The organism is Methylobacterium sp. J-078, from assembly GCF_022829285.1.
Lineage (GTDB): Bacteria > Pseudomonadota > Alphaproteobacteria > Rhizobiales > Beijerinckiaceae > Methylobacterium.
In genome coordinates this window covers 40976-59609 of sequence record NZ_JAKSYI010000052.1, presented here as the reverse complement: position 1 = coordinate 59609, position 18634 = coordinate 40976, and the positions used below count along the sequence as shown (strand labels likewise).

The 18634-nt window shown below is 68.8% G+C and carries 14 protein-coding genes and 1 riboswitch; of the genes, 1 reads left to right on the top strand and 13 read right to left on the bottom strand.

Annotated elements, in window-relative coordinates; translation table 11 throughout:
- Positions 1 to 17: 17 nt before the first annotated feature.
- The gene (locus tag MKK58_RS05990) at positions 18 to 521 is read right to left on the bottom strand and encodes a hypothetical protein (RefSeq protein ID WP_056088171.1); all 504 of its coding nucleotides are present in this window, start codon (positions 519 to 521) and stop codon (positions 18 to 20) included.
- A 10-nt stretch (positions 522 to 531) separates the two neighbouring features.
- On the bottom strand, positions 532 to 2682 hold the full coding sequence (locus MKK58_RS05985) for a M48 family metalloprotease (RefSeq protein ID WP_243911209.1): 2151 nt from the start codon (positions 2680 to 2682) through the stop codon (positions 532 to 534).
- Between the two features lie 136 nt (positions 2683 to 2818).
- Here MKK58_RS05985 and MKK58_RS05980 point away from each other — a divergent pair, with 136 nt between their 5' ends.
- Positions 2819 to 3022, top strand: coding sequence for a helix-turn-helix domain-containing protein (locus MKK58_RS05980; RefSeq protein WP_274533118.1), 204 nt, complete (start codon positions 2819 to 2821; stop codon positions 3020 to 3022).
- A gap of 328 nt (positions 3023 to 3350) precedes the next feature.
- Positions 3351 to 3554, top strand: a riboswitch (cobalamin riboswitch).
- A 443-nt stretch (positions 3555 to 3997) separates the two neighbouring features.
- Here the strand turns inward: MKK58_RS05980 and MKK58_RS05975 are convergent.
- From MKK58_RS05975 to MKK58_RS05925, 11 genes are all read right to left on the bottom strand, one after another.
- A complete protein-coding gene (locus tag MKK58_RS05975; protein ID WP_409565192.1) occupies positions 3998 to 4387 on the bottom strand; it encodes a GGDEF domain-containing protein in 390 nt (129 codons plus the stop codon).
- 30 nt (positions 4388 to 4417) lie between these two features.
- Positions 4418 to 4933: a GNAT family N-acetyltransferase gene (locus MKK58_RS05970; RefSeq protein ID WP_243911208.1), complete on the bottom strand. Its 516-nt coding sequence runs from the start codon at positions 4931 to 4933 to the stop codon at positions 4418 to 4420.
- A gap of 52 nt (positions 4934 to 4985) precedes the next feature.
- Positions 4986 to 5264 carry a DUF2218 domain-containing protein gene (locus MKK58_RS05965; RefSeq protein WP_243911207.1) on the bottom strand — a complete coding sequence of 93 codons (279 nt, stop codon included), beginning with the start codon at positions 5262 to 5264 and terminating at the stop codon, positions 4986 to 4988.
- A 49-nt stretch (positions 5265 to 5313) separates the two neighbouring features.
- On the bottom strand, positions 5314 to 6156 hold the full coding sequence (locus tag MKK58_RS05960) for a sugar phosphate isomerase/epimerase family protein (RefSeq protein WP_243911206.1): 843 nt from the start codon (positions 6154 to 6156) through the stop codon (positions 5314 to 5316).
- Complete coding sequence (locus MKK58_RS05955) at positions 6153 to 7481, bottom strand: DUF6005 family protein (protein WP_243911205.1); 1329 nt, start codon at positions 7479 to 7481, stop codon at positions 6153 to 6155. The genes MKK58_RS05960 and MKK58_RS05955 overlap by 4 nt, the downstream gene beginning before the upstream one ends.
- Positions 7478 to 10465 carry an IucA/IucC family protein gene (locus tag MKK58_RS05950; RefSeq protein ID WP_243911204.1) on the bottom strand — a complete coding sequence of 996 codons (2988 nt, stop codon included), beginning with the start codon at positions 10463 to 10465 and terminating at the stop codon, positions 7478 to 7480. The genes MKK58_RS05955 and MKK58_RS05950 overlap by 4 nt, the downstream gene beginning before the upstream one ends.
- A complete protein-coding gene (locus MKK58_RS05945; RefSeq protein ID WP_243911203.1) occupies positions 10449 to 12230 on the bottom strand; it encodes an IucA/IucC family protein in 1782 nt (593 codons plus the stop codon). The genes MKK58_RS05950 and MKK58_RS05945 overlap by 17 nt, the downstream gene beginning before the upstream one ends.
- Before the next feature lie 359 nt (positions 12231 to 12589).
- Positions 12590 to 14173 carry a PepSY-associated TM helix domain-containing protein gene (locus tag MKK58_RS05940; protein ID WP_243911202.1) on the bottom strand — a complete coding sequence of 528 codons (1584 nt, stop codon included), beginning with the start codon at positions 14171 to 14173 and terminating at the stop codon, positions 12590 to 12592.
- Between the two features lie 57 nt (positions 14174 to 14230).
- Positions 14231 to 16852 carry a TonB-dependent receptor gene (locus tag MKK58_RS05935; RefSeq protein ID WP_243911201.1) on the bottom strand — a complete coding sequence of 874 codons (2622 nt, stop codon included), beginning with the start codon at positions 16850 to 16852 and terminating at the stop codon, positions 14231 to 14233.
- Positions 16853 to 16964: 112 nt separating this feature from the next.
- Positions 16965 to 17915 (bottom strand): FecR family protein, encoded by a 951-nt coding sequence (locus tag MKK58_RS05930; RefSeq protein WP_243911200.1) that lies wholly within the window; start codon positions 17913 to 17915, stop codon positions 16965 to 16967.
- 97 nt (positions 17916 to 18012) lie between these two features.
- Entirely contained in the window at positions 18013 to 18522 is a 510-nt protein-coding gene (locus MKK58_RS05925; protein ID WP_056350841.1) for an RNA polymerase sigma factor, read from the bottom strand.
- Positions 18523 to 18634 lie beyond the last annotated feature (112 nt).

The following is an 18634-nucleotide window of genomic DNA, read 5'->3' as shown; positions in this document are numbered from 1 at the left end:
CCCGGGCCGCGACCGCGTTAGCCCATCGCGCCGGCGCGCCGGTTGCGCACCATCGCGGCGAGGGCCGCGACGATGATGACCGCCAGCGCCCCGGCGATGACTAGAAGCGTGACGGTGCGGTTCCACAGGCGGTCGAGGGCGAGATCGGTGGTGACGAGGTCGGGCCGGGCCGGATCAGCCAGCACCCGGACGCTGTAATCGCCCACGTGCATGCCCGTGAACACGGTATTGATCCGGCGCACCACCGTGCCCGTCGGCGTGGGCAGGGTGAGGGTCATGTCGCAGAGATGGAGCACGATCTTGGCGCCGCACTTGCCGTCGCTCACCCGCGCGGCGGCGACGGGGCGCGCCGTGTCCCGGATTTGCCAATCCGAGATCACGGGCGGGGCCGTGTAGACGGCGCAGGCGACGAGGAGGGCCGCTAGCGCCACGAGGCCGAATAGGGTCCAGAAGATGTTGCCCCAGCCCTGGCGGGGCGGCGGCAGGCGCAGGGGCTCGGGGCGGTCGGCAGCGGTGTTCATGCTCGGAACCTCACGGGATCACGGGAGTCTGGGAGGATTCGGAGGCCGCCGCGGTCTCGGCCAGGACACGGCGCGCCTGCGCCGCCTGCCGGTAGCGGCCGATGAGGCCGGCGAAGTCCTGTACAGACATCCGGTACGGCAGGCCCGCCGTGATGGTGACTATACGCCGGCCCGCATCGAGCTTCACCTTGCGGCCGCCCGGCACCCGTTGCGGGAACGGCGCCTCCGGCGGCAGCAGCAGGCGGGTGACGACGCCGTTCTGCCGGGTCGTCATGTCGAGGTCGGCGATGCTGTCCCAGGAGATCGGCCGGTCGAGGCCGGGCACCGCCACGGAATCGGGGCTCAGGATCATCGTCGTGCGCTCGCCCCGCCACAGCCGGAAACCGCCAATGCCGCCGAGGACCGCCCCGCAGGCCAGCGCCACCCCCATAACGGCCCCCGCCTGGCTGGCGGACAGGCCGGGCAGGCCGGCGGCGAGCCACAGGAGGGCGACCCCGATGAAGAAGCCGCCGGCGACCAGGAGGGCGATGGCCCCCGGGCGGGTGCTTTCGCGCAGCACCCGTGCCTCGGTGCCGATCTCCGCCACCGTCGCCTCCAGGTGCGCGCGGAACGCCGCGTCGCGGGTCCGCACCGCGTCGAGGAAGTCGTGCGTCGCCGCGCGGCAGAGGCCGGTGGGGTCGGCGAAGTAGGCGGCGAGCTGGCCGAGCGCGTGCGGGGGTGGCACCGCGGCCGCGGCGGCCAGGAGTTCGGTATCGAGGGTCCGTCCCAAAGCCGCCAAGCGCTCGCGGGTCGGCGGATGGGTGTCGGTGGGGTGGGCCTGCTCCGCCTCGAGATGCGTCGCCGGATCGTCGAGGCCGCGCGCGATGGCGTGGTCGAGGCTCGCCGCCACGAGGTCGGCCGGGGCGGACCCGGGCGCTTCGGCGGCGGCGTCCAAGGTCTCGGCGATGCGGGGGGCCACGGCCCCGGTGCGCAGGAGCACCCGCGCGGCGGCGTCGACGGAGACCGGGCTGGCGCCCGCCGCGTCGGCAGCGAACTCGCGGGTCCGGCTCCAGTGGCGCACGGCGAGGTGGAAGTTCTCCATGACGAAGACGCCGAGGCGCAGGGACGGACCGAGCAGCCCGAAGGACCCGGCATGTCCCTCCGCCACCGCGTCGAGGGAGCGCCCGACGCCGGCGTAGATGGGCAGGAATCGCTGACTGTAGACGGTGTCGCCCCCGGCGTAGTGGGCGAGTTCGTGGCCGATGATCGCCGCCACCTCGTCGCCCCGCAGGAGGGCGAGGTAGGGCAGCGGCAGGTAGAGGATCCGGCCCGTCAGCGGCGCGCCGCCGGGCTCGACCACGGCAGGACCGGCGCTGACGAAGAAGCCGCCCGTGAGGCCGACCACCACGGCCTCGGGCTTCAACGCCCCGAGCCGCTCACCCAGCCCCTCGATCAGCCGCCACAGGCCCGGCGCCTCGGCGGGCGAGACGACCCGGCCGAAGATCGACAGGGGGTCGGGCTCGAAGGCGGAGAGCGCACGGCGCAGGCCGAGCACTGTGGCGCCCGCCGCGACCAGGACCGCCCCGATGGCGACGACGGCCACGAACAGCATCTTGATCTCGCTGCCGCCCAGCCCGGGCCGTGCCAGCAACCCGGCCTCGAAGACCACGGCGGCGACGAAGCCCGCCGTGGTAAAGAGCACCTGGAGGGCGAGCACCGGCGGCAGCAGGCGGCGCATCCACGAGAAGCCGGCCACCAGCGCGTCGCGCGAGGCCCGCCCCAGCCGCCCGAGAGCGGCGCCGGCGAGGAGCACGAGGATCGACAGGAGTGCGGCGCCCCCCCCGGCCGCGACGACCACGGGCGGGAGCAGGCGGCGCCAGTCCATGACCGTCGTCAGGGTCGCGACCTCGTCCCGGGCCGCCCGGGCCTGAACCAGGGCGAGTGGACCGCCATAACCCTTGCCGTTGCGGCGGAACTGCATCCGGAAATCGGGGCGCCCGTCCGGCGGCGCCCGCGCCTCCAGATCCGCGACGATGCGTGTCAGGTGCCGCCGCTCGGCGACGAGGTCCGCCCAATCGGCGCCGGCCCGCTCCTGCTCCCACAGGCCGAGGAGCAGGATGCCCAGGGGCAGGAGGACGGTGGCGGCGATCAGGTGCGTGACGGAACGCAAGCGCAAGGGCATGCGCGAATTAGCTACGTCAGGGATACCCGCCTCCTCAGATGCGTTCGGAGCCAGAACGGGTCACTCAGAATTTGTTCGCCGGACGCTCGTCCACTGGAATCGGGATGAGGCTGTCGTGCTTGCGGCACGAGATCCTATCGACCTTGCGGCTCTCACCCTTGATCAGGTCCATGGCGCCAGTCTTTCGATTGACCAGGAAATAGCTACTGACATCGGCAGCGTCCGCGAGGTGGTGAGTCGCATTCTGGCGCAATGGGCAGAGGCTGGTCTGGTCGAGCTACGTCGTGGCGCGGTCGAGATCATTGACAGAGGCAGCTTGGCCTCTGCCGGTAGACGGTGACTGCTGCACTCCAATGGTTCGGTGTCCGCTTCGGGGCAGAAGGTCAAGGTCCGTTACCCATCCCGAGCCGAAATTGCCGGACGGCCGACGAATGGCCGCTTTCGGGAAGCGCTGATGGCGATCCTAATGACTGTGTTGGGTCGGCTTCCGCCAGTCCGCTCACGACTGGACTGGGTGGATATCTGCCAGTCCGCTTTTGAGCGATGATGCGAAAGAAGCCGACGCCGCCGTGTTCCGAGGACATGCGGTCAAGAGCTATTGTTTGTTACCCTCTGAACACACACGGCCAAAAAGCCCTGAAGTAGTATTGACGGCGTGCCGTTTGGTCGGGCTCCTTGTGCCCGACGGTTCCTCTCCGGAGGATCAAAAGGGAACGCGGTGAGGGCTTTTGGGCTCGATGCCGCGGCTGCCCCCCCGCAACTGTAAGCGGCGAGCCCATCATCAACACGCCACTGGGTCTTTGGGCCTGGGAAGACGATGAGAGGGCGGTGACCCGCGAGCCAGGAGACCTGCCGTCAATCGTGGTCACACGCGAAACGCATCGGGCGGGGTGTCCTGGTGGGTGTCGAGGCGTTCGCATGTCGCGGGCGGACCGGCGTCTTCGCGGTGACATGCTACAGACGTCGCCCGAGGTCCTATGTCGCCCCTTCGTTCACGGCCCGCCTACCGAACCCTTCTCCTCGCCTCCTGCGCCAGCCTCGTGCCCTACGGCGCTCAAGCTTAACGAGCCTCTGCCCAGGCAGCAGAAGCCAATCTTGCCAAACTCTCGGTGACGGCGGAGGCGCCAGCCACAAGCACGACCGGGCCTGCCGCGAGCGCAGGGTACGTCGGCAGTGTCAACGGCATTGGGGGTAGCCTCAGGACCGTCGATGCGGCGAGCGCTGGAGTGATTTCAGGCGCGCAGATCAACAGCCGCCCAATAAGACCAAGCGATGCCGATGGTTCCCGTCACACGCGCGATCTGACTTTGTCCATCTATGACGATCTCAAGGTTGTGCAGGAGGCGCAGCACCATTCGGTCCAGTCCTGCGCGACTGAGGCCGGGAGGTACGACGACCGCAAACTAATCGCCTCCAGACGCGGCGGGAGCCACCGCTCGTAGGTGGATGAACGCAGCCAGTCGGCTACATGGCGTAGCATGACGTCGCCCGCCGCATTGCCGAGCGCATCGTTCACGCCTTTGAAGCCGTCGAGATCGATCAGCAGCACCCCAACGTCGCCGTTCGCAGCACGCGCCTCATGCAGTCGCGCGTCGAGGACGCGGTTGAACTCGGCCCTGTTGGCCAGTTGCGTCAGGTCGTCGGTACGAGCCAGCCGCCGAAGCTGTGTTTCAAGGCCATGTCGATCGGTGATGTTCTGGATCAATCCGATCAGGGCGGCAGGCTTACCCTTGAATCACGTGTGCGCCGACCCGTCAGGCCGCAGACGCGCCATGCAATGCGCGTCGACGAGCGTACCGTTCCGGAAGCTCGCGGCCCGGTGCGTCCCCTCAATGGTGAATCCAAACTTCTCGTAGAGGGCGATGGCATGCGCATTATCCGTGAATACCGTCATCTCGATGCGCGTGACGTTGAGCCAGTTGTCCGAGGTGTCGATGATCGCCGCGAGCAGGCTTGAGCCGACACCCTTCCCGGCGATGTCATCGTGCACGGCGATCCAGAACTCCGCCGCATGGGCGCGGCGCCCGTAGAAGGGGCGCAGGGCCGCCGCGCCCACGACGCGGCCGCCCAGGTCCGCCACGAGGTGCAGGTCGCGCGGGGACCGTGGCTCCGCCCATTTCCGAACGGTCTCGAAGGATTCATAGGGCAGCGCGAGCGTTCCGAAGCGGAAGGACGGCTGATTGTAGATCTCGAAGATGCCCGGCGCGTCGGTGTCGCGCATGGCCCGGATCTTGGCTTCGGAATCCATCATGTCACCTCCCAGATGTCGGAAGAATTTTCGGCCCCGGATCGGGCCGAATGCGTCACGACCACTGGAAGCGCAGGGTCTCGCGAAACGCGAAGCGCTCGATATGGCGCACCACGACGTCGCGCAGATCGGGGAGCCTGGCTGCGTCGTCGGCCGACAGATCGATGGTCAGCGCTTCCGCATCGGCGCTCAGCTGCGTCTCGCCGAGAGGCAGGGCGATCCGAGCGAGGGTGGCGCTGGATTCGATCTCGAATCGGTGCGACCAGTGCTTGCAAAGTTGCTGAAGGTAGCGGCTCGCGTGGGGCGTCGGGACGACGGCGCGGCTCTCGGGCATGGCACGATCCTGCTGGGTGGAGGAAGCTTCGTTCGCGGAGGCGGCGCGCTCAACCCGCGACGTCGAGATGGAACGCCTGTTCGTTGTGGCGCCGGGCGGTGGTGCGCCGGACCCCGGACAGGTCGGCCGGCAGGACGGAGAAGCAGGAGCCGCCGAACCATTCGAGGGAGCCCTCCGCGTCCGGATGCAGTGTTTCGAGGAAAGCCGCGTAGTCCAGGACGCCGTCGAACAGGCCGGTCATGCCGTCGCGCCGCCCGGCGGCGGCGTAGACGTTGGCGGGCTCGAACACCGACAAGTCGGCGCGGTCGCGCACGTTCTTGAGATGATAGTAGTCGATGTGCTCCGCGAGCCGGTCATGTGCCGCGCGCGGGTCGTCGCCCCCCTCCCAGACGTGGAGGATGTCGAAATTCACTTTGAGCGCCGGGTGGTCGACCTCGTCCAGCAAGCGCTCGAGGGAGTCCGTCGTGTCGGCCAGGGTGCCGGGGTGGGTCTCCACGAGGAGCCGCAGGCCGTGGTCCGACAAGGTGCGGGCCGCGCTTCGCAGGCGGCGCGCGATCAGGGCGCGCTCCTCCGTTGAGGTAGCGGCGCTGGCCTTGCTCCCCGCGAAGGTGCGCAGGCGCGGCGCCTGCCAGATCTCCGCCAGCCGGCACAATTCGGCGAGGCTCCGCGTCAGGGCTTCTGATGGTGCGTCGAGGAGAAGATAGTCGCTCAGCATCGGCACGCGCAGGCCGTAATGGGCGAGCCAGGCGCCGTGATCACCCGGCCCGATGTTGCGCGCGTGGACGCCCCAGAGCTCGATGCCGTCGAAGCCGCTGCCGCGTGCGAAACGGGCGATCTCGCCGATCGACAGGAGGTGGTGGCGAAAGCTGATGGTGCAGAGGGACAGTCTCATGCGTCGAGCCTTTCGCGGAAAGGGGTTCCTCGCCCAGAGACGAGTTTGGTCTTGCGCCACGCCTCGAACGCTTCGCCGAGTTGCCGCTTGATCGTGAATTCCGCCGCGTCGAGGGTGTCGAGACGCTCGAAGATCGGTGCGACGAGGGTGGCGTCTTCGGTCCTGGCGAGCTTGAGGACGGCGTAGTGCAGCGCGGTCAGGCCGTTAACCAGCACCTCAATCGCGTCGCAGATCCGCTGGAACTCGGCGTCGGGCCAGCGCAGGGCGCGCCAGATGAAGGCGAAGCCGTGCTCGTAGGCCCATTTGCGGATCGTGATGACCGGCAGTTCCCGGAGCGCCGTGCCGACATCGGCGAGACGCAAGCCGCCCCGCGCCTCCGCATGCGCCGAGACGATGGCGCGCACCGCGTCGATCAGCGGATTAGCGTCGGGGCGCAAGCACGCCGCGAAGAAGGGCGCGAGATCGGCATCCGCCGGCGGGTGGGCGAGGGACGGATCGAAGCGGTAACCGCCGGCGACGGTCGGCTGGCGGATCGCGGTGAGGAGTGTGTCGCGCGCGATACGTCCTTCCCAGCGGAAATCGGGATCGCGCACCTGCCAGGCCTCGGGGTCGTCGGAGAGCGCCACCAGCAGGTAGTGCGGGAAGGGGTTCTGGTTAAACTTGTTCTCCCGCTCCGGCAGGTGGAACATGTCCAGCATCACCATGATGATTTCGTCCGGCGAGCGCCGCGCGAGGAGGCCGAGGAGGGTGGCGACGTTCGCGTCCTTCGAGGCCGCATGGTCGTACCAGGCCAGGAGCGGTACGCCGTAGAGGCGCTCGAACCAGTAGCGGAAGGACTCGTGGTCCATCGCGTCGGAATGGTAGGCGAGCCGGAAATCCTCGGTGATGGCGAACTCGGCGTCCCAGATCAAGGCGTAGAACGGCCGGTGGTCGATCCCGCGCGCCTTCAGCCCGTCGCAGACGCAGCTGACGAAGCAATGGATCTTCAGGTCGTACGGCATCTCGCCATGGACGCCCTCGGCCATCGCCGCCGGCCCATCGGCTTGCGCCGTGACCTCCCGAGGCTGTGCTGCGGGCTGCTCAGCCGGGGCGAGGATCGCCGCGAGATCGTCGACTGTAGCGATCGCCTGCCGGCTCATCGACGTCTCGGGAACGGACAGGCCGAGCGTCATCTCCAGGGCGAGGATGAGTTGCAGGAGCTGGACGGAGTCGAGGTAGAGGTCCTCGTTGAGCCGGGCCTGCGGACCGAAGCCGTCGAGGTGGGGATGATGCATCTCCTCGCGCAGCACGGTGCCGATGGCGGTGACGATGGTCTCGCGCTTCATGCCTCGGCCTCTGCCAAGAGGCCGCTTCGATGGCGCTCGGCCACAGCGCGGCGCGAAATCTTGCCGTTGGCCTGACGGGGGATCGCCGCGACCTGAACGGCCTCGCCGGGGACCTGATGGCCGGCGAGCCAGCGCCGGCACCAATCCTGGAGGGCTCGGGGCGGCACGGGCGCCTCGGCGCTGAACATCAGTGTGACCCGCTCGCCCGCGAAGGGATCGGGCCGGGCGAAGGCCACCGCGTCGGTGATGCCCGGCATCGCCATCACCACGTCCTCGACCTCGCCCGGATAGACGTTGAGCCCGGAGACGTTGATCGTGTCGTCGAGGCGCGACACGAAGACCAGCATGCCGTCGGCCCGGCGATACCCAAGATCGGCGGTGCGGATGGACCCGGCCTCGGTCTCCACCACGATCTCGGCCGGATGCTCCGCGCCCATACCCGCCGCGACGCGGTGATGGGGCAGGGGTCTGCCGATGGCGTTGGGCTGTTGCAAATCCGGGTTGATGGCGATGCAGCCGGCCTCCGAGCAGCCGTATTGCTGAAAAAGGTGCTCGACCCGGCCCCGGATGGTCTCGAACCAGGGCGCGGGCAGGAGGGTGCCAGAGGTCATGGCCGCGTGGATGCGCGCGTCCTCCGGCAGCATCCGCGCGAGGGTGTGGAGGAGGGCCGGCGCCGTGTAGAGCAGCGGACGCTCGATCTCGCGCAGGCGGCGCAGCAGGTATTTCGGATTGGTGGTGTCGAGCAGCACCGGCACGCGCCCGCGCCGCAGGCCGACGAACACCCCGCAGATCAGCCCGTAGGAATGCGTGATCGGGCAGGCGACGACCGGGGTCATCCCGGCCGGCTCGGTGAAGGCCGCGACATAGCTCTCCACTTCGCGCTCCACGGCGCTCCAGGCCCGCGCGATGCATTTGGGTTCGCCCGTCGTGCCGGAACTCATCTGAAGGAGCTGCCCCTCACCCGGGACCGGTGGGCTTGCGTCCACGATCGCCTCGCCGTCCAGGTTATCGAGGAAGATCCGGTGACAGCCGGCGCGGGCGGCGAGCCGCCGGGCACCGTCATCCGGGACGGCGAAGTGGATGGGCAGGAGCGTCGCGCCGACCCGGCGCGCGGCCAGGATGAAGGCGAGGCATTCGGTAGTGTCACGCAGGCGCATGGCGACACGCTCGCCTCTGCCGCCCGTCAGCCGGGCATGGCGCCCGACCCGGCAGATGGCGGCCTCCATCGCATCCGTATCGATGGTGCATCCGTCGATCTCGATCATGGCGTCTCCGGAGGATTGTTGGGGCAAGAAGAACAGCGCGTTGGACACGCGGCGGCTGCAATCCGCCTCCGCGAGCCCGAGCTTGCGCGCCAGCAGCGCCTCCACCGTCAGCGAGGGAGCGTCGATGCAGAGGCGTGCGAAGCGGTCCTGAAGGCCGTGCGCGGTGGCGTGCCGCGCCAGTCGAAGGCCGAGGCCGCGCCAGAAACCCGCCTCGTCCAGTCCGTGCAGCCGGCCGAGCAGGTGGGTGATCTCGGAGACGCCGAAGACGAACAGGCTGTCGCTGACGAGTTCGGCCAGCACGGCGGGCGAACGCATGGCATGGAAACGGTCATCCACAGGGCCGGCATGGGCAGGGTCGATGGCGCCGAAATCCGGTACGCGCCCCGGCTCGGCGACGAAGTCGACGCCGTATTCCGCGCTCTCGTGGAAGTCGCGCAAGATCACCCGCTCGGGCCAGCCGTCGCGGTGGACCAGGATCATGTTCTGGCCGTGCGCCTCCAGGGCGATGCCGTGAGCCACCAGAAGATGCCAGACCGGGAGGAGCGCGATCTCGACGAGGCGGTCGAGCCACGCCGCCAGCCCATGGCGCGCCAGCCACGGTTCGATGAAAGCGGTACCGTCGGCCTCGCACACCATCAGGGCGTTGAAGGGCACGGCCGCCTCGCCGTGAGCGAGATCCGGGCTCTCGCGCCAGATCGCCGCGAGCTGGCCCGCGCAAGACCCGTTGCGGTCGGCGAGGACGGCCGCGTATTCGCGCAGGACGTCCAGCCTGTAGCGTCCGCGCAGGAGCGGGTCGCCCGCGACGATCCCCGCCAGCCAGTCCGACAGGGCGGGGGCGGTCAGGACGAAGCGCGGATCGAGGGTTCGCGGGCTCGACGTCACGACGACGTCGAGGGCGAGCTTCACGCTGGCGGCGCCTGGATCGTCGAGGTTGTGCAGGGTGCGAAGGGATTGGGTGGCGCGGTAGCGTGGACCGGCGGATCCCAGGGCTACCGCACGTCCTTCGGCGAACCAGGACCGCAGCGGCCCCACCGTGAGCCGACGCATCTGCCAGGGATGGACGGGGAGCAGGGCGTGGGTTTCGAAGGAATGCCCGGCCTCGCCGAGGCGACGCCCCAGAACCTGCGTCTCCCCGCCGAGTTCGGCCTGCCAGAACGCCGCCTCTTGCCCCGGCAGCGACAGGGCAAGGGAGTCCCGGCGAATGGCCAGCCAATCGAGGCGGAAGGGTGCGGCGGATTCCGGCCCGTAGCGACGGTGATCGTCCAGGCTGAAGCCGGTGCGCGCCTTGAAGCACGGGTGATAGGGATGGCCCTCCGATAGCGCGGCGTCGAGGGCCGCGAAGGGCAGGGCGCGGCGGTCGGGCGCGCGTAGGGTCTCGGCATTCCAGCGGCAGAGCGCGATCGTCTGCCGGAGTTCCGCCAGCAGGCGAACCCGGCGCTCCCCCTCGCCAGGAAGAGCCTCCACCAGGGTGACGAGGTCGGCCGCATGCCAGGACCCGCCCGACCCCGCCATCTCGATCGTTCCGGGGGCGAGGCGCGGGCGGTCGAACGGGCCGAAGCTGCCGATGGCACGCAGGCGCAGCGCGCCGATCCGCCAGGCGAGGTATTCCGTATCCTGCGCCGGCTCCCGTTCGGCGAGGCCTTCGAACAGGGCCGCTTCCGCGAGCTGGCGCAGGACGCGCGCCTCCGGTCGGTCCACGCGCTCAAGAGGCAAGGGCACAGCCGGCCTCGCTGCGCAGCATCGCCCGCGCGCGGAGCGGGTTCGGCATATCGCGATAGGTATCCGTCCCGTCCCCCGAGGCGAGCTCGTCGCGGTCCGCGAGGCGCACACGCAGGTTGGCCTTGGTGCAGAGGGTCGATCCCTCCACCACCGAACGAGCGAAGGTGCGGCCCGCGCCGGTCATGCGGCGCGCCATCGCCTCCAGGCGGGCGGCGAGGTCGTCGAGGAGGATCGCCTCGGGTAGGATCTCGTCATGCCCCATCCGGGCGATCACGGAGAAGATCTGGTTGACCACCAAGTAGTAGCCGAGGCGCCGGTTCACCTCCGACTCAGGGAAGTAGAGACCCGCGATGGTGGCCGTCTCGGGCGCCTGGCGCAGGAGCCGGGGCCGCGCCGCCTCGGACAGGTAGAAGCCCTGGTTGTCCCGGTAATAGCCCCGGCGCGGCCAGCCGGTGGCGACATCAAGGAGCGCGTTCTGCTGGTGCGCCTCCAGGGCGATGCCATGGGCATCGTAGAGGGCGACGATGGGTTCCAGCATGCAGTCGAGGTAGAGGCCGAACCAGGCCCGCGCGGCGTGGGCCCGCGCGGAGACGCCACCGGGAGCGACGCGGCGCAGCAGCGCTTCCAGCCGCGAGGCACGGCCGGGCAGCGGCTCGGCCGTGAGGGCCGCCAGCGTCGCGACGCCCCGCTCGGCGCCGCCGCGAAACGGATTCTCGCGCAAAACCGTCTCGAATCCGCTCTCGGCGCGCCCCGGACAGTGCAGGGTGAGGTAGGCCGGGTCGGACACGATCCGGAAGGCGGAATGGCGGGTGCCAAAGCCGTTCAGGGCCAGCAGCCGTGCCATGGCAACGCCGGCTTCGAGTTCGGCGAAGCGGTTCAGCCGCAGGGAATTGGTCAGCGTGACTGGTAGCGAGAACTTCGCCATCCACGGGCTGTCTGGTGCGTAGACGGTCCGCAACGAGGAGGTCGCCGTGTAGCGAGGGCCGAAATCGCCGAGGCGCCGGACCTGCCGCGCCTCCACCATCGCGGCTACATGCGGCTCCAGCATCAGCGCGTCGGCCTGGAGCGGGTGCATGGGAAGGGCGATCTCGCCGGGGCGCAGCGGCAGGCGCGCGGCATCGGCGCCGAGGAGGTCGAGGGCGATCTCCGGCGCGGATCGCCGAACAGCCGAATCGTGGCGGACGCGGGCCGCCTCGACGGCGAACACCGCGAGCCGGAACCCCCCCGCCTCCTCAGGTCCGTAGGCGCGCGCCTGCCAGATCGAGAGGCCCTGCCGGCTCTTCGGCGTCGGGTGGAGCCAGTGGCCGAACACCAGGGCGCGCTCGGTTCCGATGAAGCTTGTATCCTCGCCCGTCTCCCGCGCGGCGAGGTCGAGTTGGCGGGCCGTCTCGCGATAACTGTCGAGGATGCGCCCGAGCAGTTCGAGTTCCTGCGTGCGGGCGGCCTCGCCCAGGCCGACGCGGGCATAGGCCTCGCCGAGAAGCTCCTGAAGCGCGTGCATCGGCGGCACATCGCGCCACCGCGGCTCGTGGAGATGGCGGGTCCAGAGGCGGCCGAAGCCCTGCGCGCCGCACAGGGACGGGGACCGGATTTCCGCGCGGATCGCGAGGCGGCGGCTGCGCAGATTCCACTCCACGCATCCCGCCGTAGGGCCGTCCGGCAGCGTGTGGCGGACCGGGATGCCGGGGTCGATCTCGCGCAGGTAGCCGTTGGCGAAGCTGCGGAACGCCGCCGCCTCCGCGACGGCTTGAGACGATGGTGGCATGACGACCGAACCTCGTTCGAGCCCTGGATGATCGAGCAATCCGCGAGCGGGACCAGCAACAGCCGGCTTGTCCGGCGCGAATGGACCATGGATGTCCCCCGATCATCCTTCAGAAGATCGACGCGACAACTTGACCCGGATCAAGTTTTCTAGCTTTCGAAATGATATTTCGAGCAGAAAGGTTCCATAAAATGAACCATATTGCACAACATCTTACTTATTTCCTATGGCATAGTCAACACAGGAGCAAGAAATGTCTTTTTTACGAGACTTTCATTAGAATTACTTTTGATCAAGACACGAATGAAACTCGAAGGAGCCAACTTACGTCTTCCCGACATGCGTCTGGTGATCGGTGCTCACGAGTCGATCCGAGTGGCTGGCGCCGACATCGCGGAGCCTGCCATTAGGGGTTGCCGGTGCCGTCGCTCCGGCGCCTCGTAGCGGGCGACCCGCCGGGCCGCGACGGCGAACAGGAATGCCAGCGCCAGCATCGCGGCGTCGAACCACGCGAAGAGCGGATCGGCGCCGGACCGGCGCAGGCTGTGCTGCGGCAGGGTGAGGATGTCGGCCGCCACGACGGCAAGGCAGAGGAGCGCCACCACCCAGAGCCCCTGGCACCATGCCCGGCGATGCGAGCGGGCCAACGGCACCAGCGCGGCGATGATCCAGGCCCCGAAGAAGGCGCGGATCTCCCATTCGGCCCGGCCGGCAAGGCCGACGGGCAGCAGCCGGTTGGCCAGGAAGTAGACGGCCACGGCCGCCGGCAGGCCCACCACGACGCCGACGTTGAGGGCCTGGACGAGGCGAAGGCCCGGGAAGGCTCGCTCGCCCGCCCGCGGCAGCCGCGCGAGGGACCACAGGATGATCCCGGTCGCCACCGTGGCGCAGCCCATCAGGCCACAGAGGAAGAACAGCAGGCGCACGGCACCGCCGGCGAAGTGCGCCTCGTGCAGGCCCGTCATGGTCGTGAAGGTCTTGGCGGCGGCCCTGAGATCGAGTCCGCGCACCTCCAGCACCGCGCCGCTGACGCCGTCGAAGGCGATCTGCGGATGGTCGCGGGCGATGCCGCGCGGCTCCGAGAACAGCGCGACGACGGTCGCGTGGGCGTCGCCCGGGTTGACGATGGTGAGGCGTTCCAGGGGCTCGGCGACCATCGCGACCGCGCGCTCCACGAGGGGGCCGACCGGGGTCGGGACGGCGGGCCGGTTCGCCGGCCGGCGCGGCGTCGTGATCCAGGCGGCCTCGGAAAAGAAGGCCTGGGTGTTTCCCTGATAGGCTGTCGTCACGCCCCAGGGCATGTAGAACGTCGCCAGGGTGACGACGCCCGTATAGGTGATCATCAGGTGGAACGGCAGCGCCAGCACGCCGCTGACGTTGTGCGCGTCGAGGAAGCTGCGGCGCGGCGCCTTGTCCCGGCGGAAGGTGAAGAAATCCACGAAGATGCGCCGGTGGATGAGGATGCCGGAGATCAGCGCCACCAGCATGATCATCGCGCAGATGCCGACCACCCAGCGCCCCCAGAGAGGCGCCATGTGCAGCTCGAAATGGAACCGGTAGAGGAAGTCGCCGCCCTCGGTGTCGCGAACGACCGCTTCGGCCCCGGTGGCCGGATCGAGGTGCACGTGGCCCGGCGGCTCACCCGGACGGGTGCGCCAGAACAGGTCGAGCACCGGCTTCTCGGGCCGTGGCAGGCCGATGAACCACGACCGGGCCCGCGGCGCGTGCAAGGCGAGGTAGGCCACGGCCCGCTCGGTAGCGTCGGCGAGCTCGGGGCCGCGCAGGGGCTCGGCGAGGCCGAGTTCGGGCCGCATCCAGCGGGAGATGTCGGTCCGGTAGTAGCTCGCCGTGCCCGTCACGAAGATCGCGAACAGCACCCAGCCGACGATCAGGCCCGACCAGGTGTGCAGCCACGCCATGGACTGGCGAAAGCTTGCCCTCATGCCGGGCCCTCCCGCATCACCGGCCCGGATCGCACGATGTCGGGTCCGCCGGTCACATCAGAAGTCGACGGTCGCGGAGAGAATGACCGTCCGGGGAGCGCCAACCGCGAGAAAGCCGCGCGCGGCGGAGGCCCAGTACGAGTCGTCGAGGATGTTCTGAACCGTGGCGCGCATCACCACCGGCTTCCCGTTCACGCCCTCGAACGTGTAGCGCAGGCCCGCATCGAACCGCGTCCAGTCCGGTACCGACTGGGTGTTGTCCTGACTGTAGAACATGCTGCTGGTGTAGATCGCCCGCCCCGTCAGGGTCAGGCCCGGAACCAGCCACGGCGGCAGGTCGACTTCGCCGTAGAGGTTGAACGCCGTATCGGGAACGCCCGGCGCCGCCTTGCCGTCGAACCGGCCGCCCACCGTGTTGACGAGCTTCGCGTCGATCAGGGTCACACCGCCCAGCAGGCGCACACCCGGAACGAGTTCGCCGAACACGTTGACCTCGATGCCGCGATTGCGCTGCAGGCCGCTCACGGAAAACCGGTTCGTGGCGGGATCGGTGAAGGCGCTCGGCTGCTCGATCTCGAAGAGTGAGGTCGTGAGCGAAACCGTGCCGAAATCGACCTTCGCGCCGACCTCCTTCTGCCGGCTAACCACGGGGGCGAAGACGTCACTGGAGTTGATCGCCGTCGCCGGGGCGGACGGCCCCGCATCGAGGGACTCGATGTAGTTTCCGTAGAACGACAGGTTCTCAAAGGGACGGATCACCAACGCGATGGCGGGACTGAACCGGCCCTCTTGGTAGCTGGTGGCCAGGTTGCCCTGCGTCGGGCCCGGACGCGTGGCGTAGCTCTTCAGATCGATGTCCTGGAAGCGACCGCCCAGGGTCAGCAGGAACCGGTCCTCGCCCAGCGACAGGGTGTCGGCGATGGCGACGCTGCGCGCGGAGAGTTCCGTAAACAGAGGCTGCTGTTCGGAGCGGGGGAACAGGCCCGTGGCGACGGAGCCGAACGGCAGGTCGCCCGGGTTGTAGATGTTGGTGTTGTAGATCGGCAGCGCGAAGGGGACGAAGCCGCGCGAGTAGTTCTTGTTGACCGCCTCGACGGCCGCCACCGTAAATTGATGCCCGACGATACCGGTCTGGAAGCTCGTCCGGATGCCCACCTCACCGGTGAACCCCTGCAGTTCCAGGGGCTGGATGGCGAGCGAGTTCGTCGCCAGCCCGGTCGTGTTGATCACGCGGTAGTTCGAAGTCAGGAAGTCCTCGTTGTATCGGCTGAGACCGCCGGCCGCGTAGATCGTCGTCTCGGGTAGGATGTCGTACTCGACCCGGCCGGCGGCCATGTTGTAGCGGCTGTCGTTGTACTCGAAGGCATTCGCGGTGTTGCGGCGTGCGTTCGGCGCGCGTGGCACGGGAATGCCGGGCGCGACCGCATTGAACAGCGAGGTCGGTGCCGTGATGTTCTGGGTCGAGTGGTTGAAATCGAACGAGGCGCGGAAGCGGTCGTTGCGGTAGTCGATGCCAAGCGCCGCGACGCCGACCTCGATGGCGTTCTTGTCCAGCGGCGTGTCGCCGTTGCGGTAGGCGCCGTTGAAGCGCACGCCCCACTCCTTGAACGTGCCGAAGCGCCGCCCGAAATCGAGATGGGTCCCGAACTGCGAATCGCTGAAGTAGCTCGTGGTGATCCGTGTAAGCGGCTCGTCATAGGCCCGCTTCGGCACGAGGTTAATGGTGCCGCCGACGCGACCGGTGCCACCGCTGAGAAGCGCCGTCGGCCCGAGCAGGACCTCGACGCGCTCCAGCCCCTCGGTGAAGCTGCGGCGCGGATTGGCAATGTAGAACAGGCCGTCGAAAGCGGTGTCGAGGTTGGTGACCGAGAAGCCGCGGATGAAGTACGAGTCGCGCTCGCTGTAGGGCGGGGCGTCGCTGCGCACGGACGGATTGTTCAGCACGACGTCGCCGACGGAGCGTGCCTCCTGATCATTGATCAGCTTCTCCGTGTAGCCCGTCACGTTGAAGGGCGTTTTCAGGACAGAGCGGTTGCCGAGGAGGCCGACCCGCGTGCCGCTGCCGACCTGGCCGCCCGCATAGGGGACGGGCGGTTGCCCCACGGTGCCGGAACGCGGCGGCAAGCCGGTGACCACCCCCGGAGCCTGCGCGGACCCGGCCACGTGGAGTTCCTCGAGCGCGACCGCGTTGGCCGGCTCGCCGCCGAGCTGGACGTAGCGCGGGTTCACCAGCGTGATGGTGGAGGGGCCGACCGCGCGAAAGCTCATTCCGGTTCCGGCGAGGAGCCGGCCGAGGCCGTCGAGGGGCTCGAAGGCGCCGTCGAGGCCGTCCGTTACTAGCCGCGTCGTGAGGTCGGTCGCGTAGACGAGCTTGATCCCGGCCTGTTCGGTGAAGGCGACGAGGGCCGATTCGAGCGGCCCTTTCGGGATCGCCAGGGCGACACGCTTCGCGGTGCTCGGGGCTGAAGCCTCCGGCGCGAGGGCGAGGATGCTCCCGGTTCGCTCATGCACGGGCCGGGTGCTACGCGCAGACTGGCCCTGCGCCTCTCGGGCGTGCTCGTCCGGACCAAGCACTTCCTGACCTTGAACGGCCGGCGGGACCATCACAAGCATCGACACGCCGGCAAGGGCCAGACCGACCCGCCGTTCATTCGCAATCCCACGCCCGCGCGCCGTCATTCCAAGCCCCGTCCATCTCTCGAAGGGAGGCGGCACGCGTCGCGCCCGCTCGCCCCCCACCGATTGAGATCAACGAGGCCCCGGAATCCTGACGTTCGATGACGAACTTATTTTACGATTTCCGAAACGGTGATCCGACGAGGACGAGGAGTGGCGACAGGCGCGTGACTTCAACGCCCATGGTCGCGGCGATCGCGTCGAGGGCTTCGTCCGTGTTGCGCGCGTCGAAGGCCCCGGTGACGCGGCGCTCGCCGGCCGCCGCGTCGAGGAGGACGATGCGTCCGTGACGGAAGCGGTCCAATTCAGCCAGCACGGCGGAGAGCCGTTCGCCGGAGAAGCGCAGGCGTCCCTCCCGCCACGCCGTCATCCGGTCCGTGTTCGCCGCCGTCACCGAGAGGGACTCGGCCTCCGCGCGGCGGACCGCCTCGCCCGCCGAGATCCGGACGGGGCGCCCCGACGCTGCGACATCGACGCGACCCTCGATCACGGCGACCGGGATCTCCGCGCTGTCGGCGCGGACGACGAAGCGCGTGCCCACGGCCCGGACGCTCAACCCGTCGCCGCGCACCACGAACGGGCGCCGCGGGTCGGAGGCCACGTCGAAGAACGCCTCTCCGCGCAGGAGCTCGACCCGACGCTCGGTCTCGCTGAAGCGAAGGGCGATGGCCGTATCGGTGTTGAGGTCGATCCGGCTGCCATCCGCCAGGGTCGCGTGGACGATGTCGCCGACGCCGCTCCAGAGATCGGAACGCAGCCAGTCGATTAGCCCGAGCTGAAAGGCCAGCGTGGCCCCGAGGACGAGGACGATGGCAATCCCGGCTACCCCCTTGGACGATGCGCGGCGAAGCCTGGGATCTGGCACTTGACCGAGCTTGCGCCACAACCCCTCCAACTCGGCATGGGCATCGGCATGGGCGGGGTCGGCGGCGCGCCAGGCCTCGAAGGCGTCCCGGTCCCGGTCCGTCGCATCGGGCGAGGCGAGGCGCGCGACCCACGCCGCGGCGGCCTCGTAGACCGGGTCTTCTCCCGAGTCGTGCGCGTCGGTCTCGTCGCGGCCAGCCACAGCCCTGCTCCATCCGGAATGCACCAAGCCCGGACGGCCCAGCCCCCTGCTCCTACACCCTCAGATCAACGGGCCGCCAATCTCCTGACGTCGTCTCTCAAAGAAGATCGGCGCAGCGGCGGCGGCAGTGCAGGAGCGCCTTGATGAGGTGCTTCTCGACCATGTTCCGGGTGATGCCCAGGCGGCTGGCGACCTCACCGTTCGACAGGCCCTCGAACCGAACGAGCAAAAAGACCTCGCGGCACCGGGGCGGCAAGGCGTCGATGGCCGCCGCCAACCGTCTGAGATCCTGGCGCGCGATCACCTGGCGCTCCAGCATGGCAGATCCATCGACGATCTCCGCAAGGTCCCCGTCGGTCACGGCCTGGAATAGCGTGCCTTCCAGCCGATGCCGGTTCCGCATCCGCAGCGCGACGTTGTTGGCGACCTGGAAGAGGAAGGCGGACGGGTGCTCGACAGGCGCACGCGACACGGCGCCGAGCATCCGCAGGTAGGTTTCCTGATGAGCATCGGCGGCTGCGTCGGGGCTGCCGAGCAGGCGCAGAAGAAAGCGCCGAAGCCTGACGCCTTCGCTCCGATGCAGCGTCTCGATCAATGTCGGCTGCATGAACCCCGCTCCAATCACCCCTGGATCAATCCGTGATCGCTCGATCTCGATGAGGCGAGGAAACAGCTATTCAGAAATTATGCAAGTGATTCAATAGTTTAGATAGTTTCTA

Excerpts from the sequence above, each read along its gene's own strand:
- MKK58_RS05970 (WP_243911208.1), bottom strand. The coding sequence starts at position 4,933 with ATGATGGATTCCGAAGCCAAGATCCGGGCCATGCGCGACACCGACGCG.
- MKK58_RS05940 (WP_243911202.1), bottom strand. The coding sequence starts at position 14,173 with ATGAGGGCAAGCTTTCGCCAGTCCATGGCGTGGCTGCACACCTGGTCG.
- MKK58_RS05990 (WP_056088171.1), bottom strand. The coding sequence starts at position 521 with ATGAACACCGCTGCCGACCGCCCCGAGCCCCTGCGCCTGCCGCCGCCC.
- MKK58_RS05935 (WP_243911201.1), bottom strand. The coding sequence starts at position 16,852 with ATGACGGCGCGCGGGCGTGGGATTGCGAATGAACGGCGGGTCGGTCTG.
- MKK58_RS05955 (WP_243911205.1), bottom strand. The coding sequence starts at position 7,481 with ATGAAGCGCGAGACCATCGTCACCGCCATCGGCACCGTGCTGCGCGAG.
- MKK58_RS05925 (WP_056350841.1), bottom strand. The coding sequence starts at position 18,522 with ATGCAGCCGACATTGATCGAGACGCTGCATCGGAGCGAAGGCGTCAGG.
- MKK58_RS05960 (WP_243911206.1), bottom strand. The coding sequence starts at position 6,156 with ATGAGACTGTCCCTCTGCACCATCAGCTTTCGCCACCACCTCCTGTCG.
- MKK58_RS05965 (WP_243911207.1), bottom strand. The coding sequence starts at position 5,264 with ATGCCCGAGAGCCGCGCCGTCGTCCCGACGCCCCACGCGAGCCGCTAC.
- MKK58_RS05945 (WP_243911203.1), bottom strand. The coding sequence starts at position 12,230 with ATGCCACCATCGTCTCAAGCCGTCGCGGAGGCGGCGGCGTTCCGCAGC.
- MKK58_RS05985 (WP_243911209.1), bottom strand. The coding sequence starts at position 2,682 with ATGCCCTTGCGCTTGCGTTCCGTCACGCACCTGATCGCCGCCACCGTC.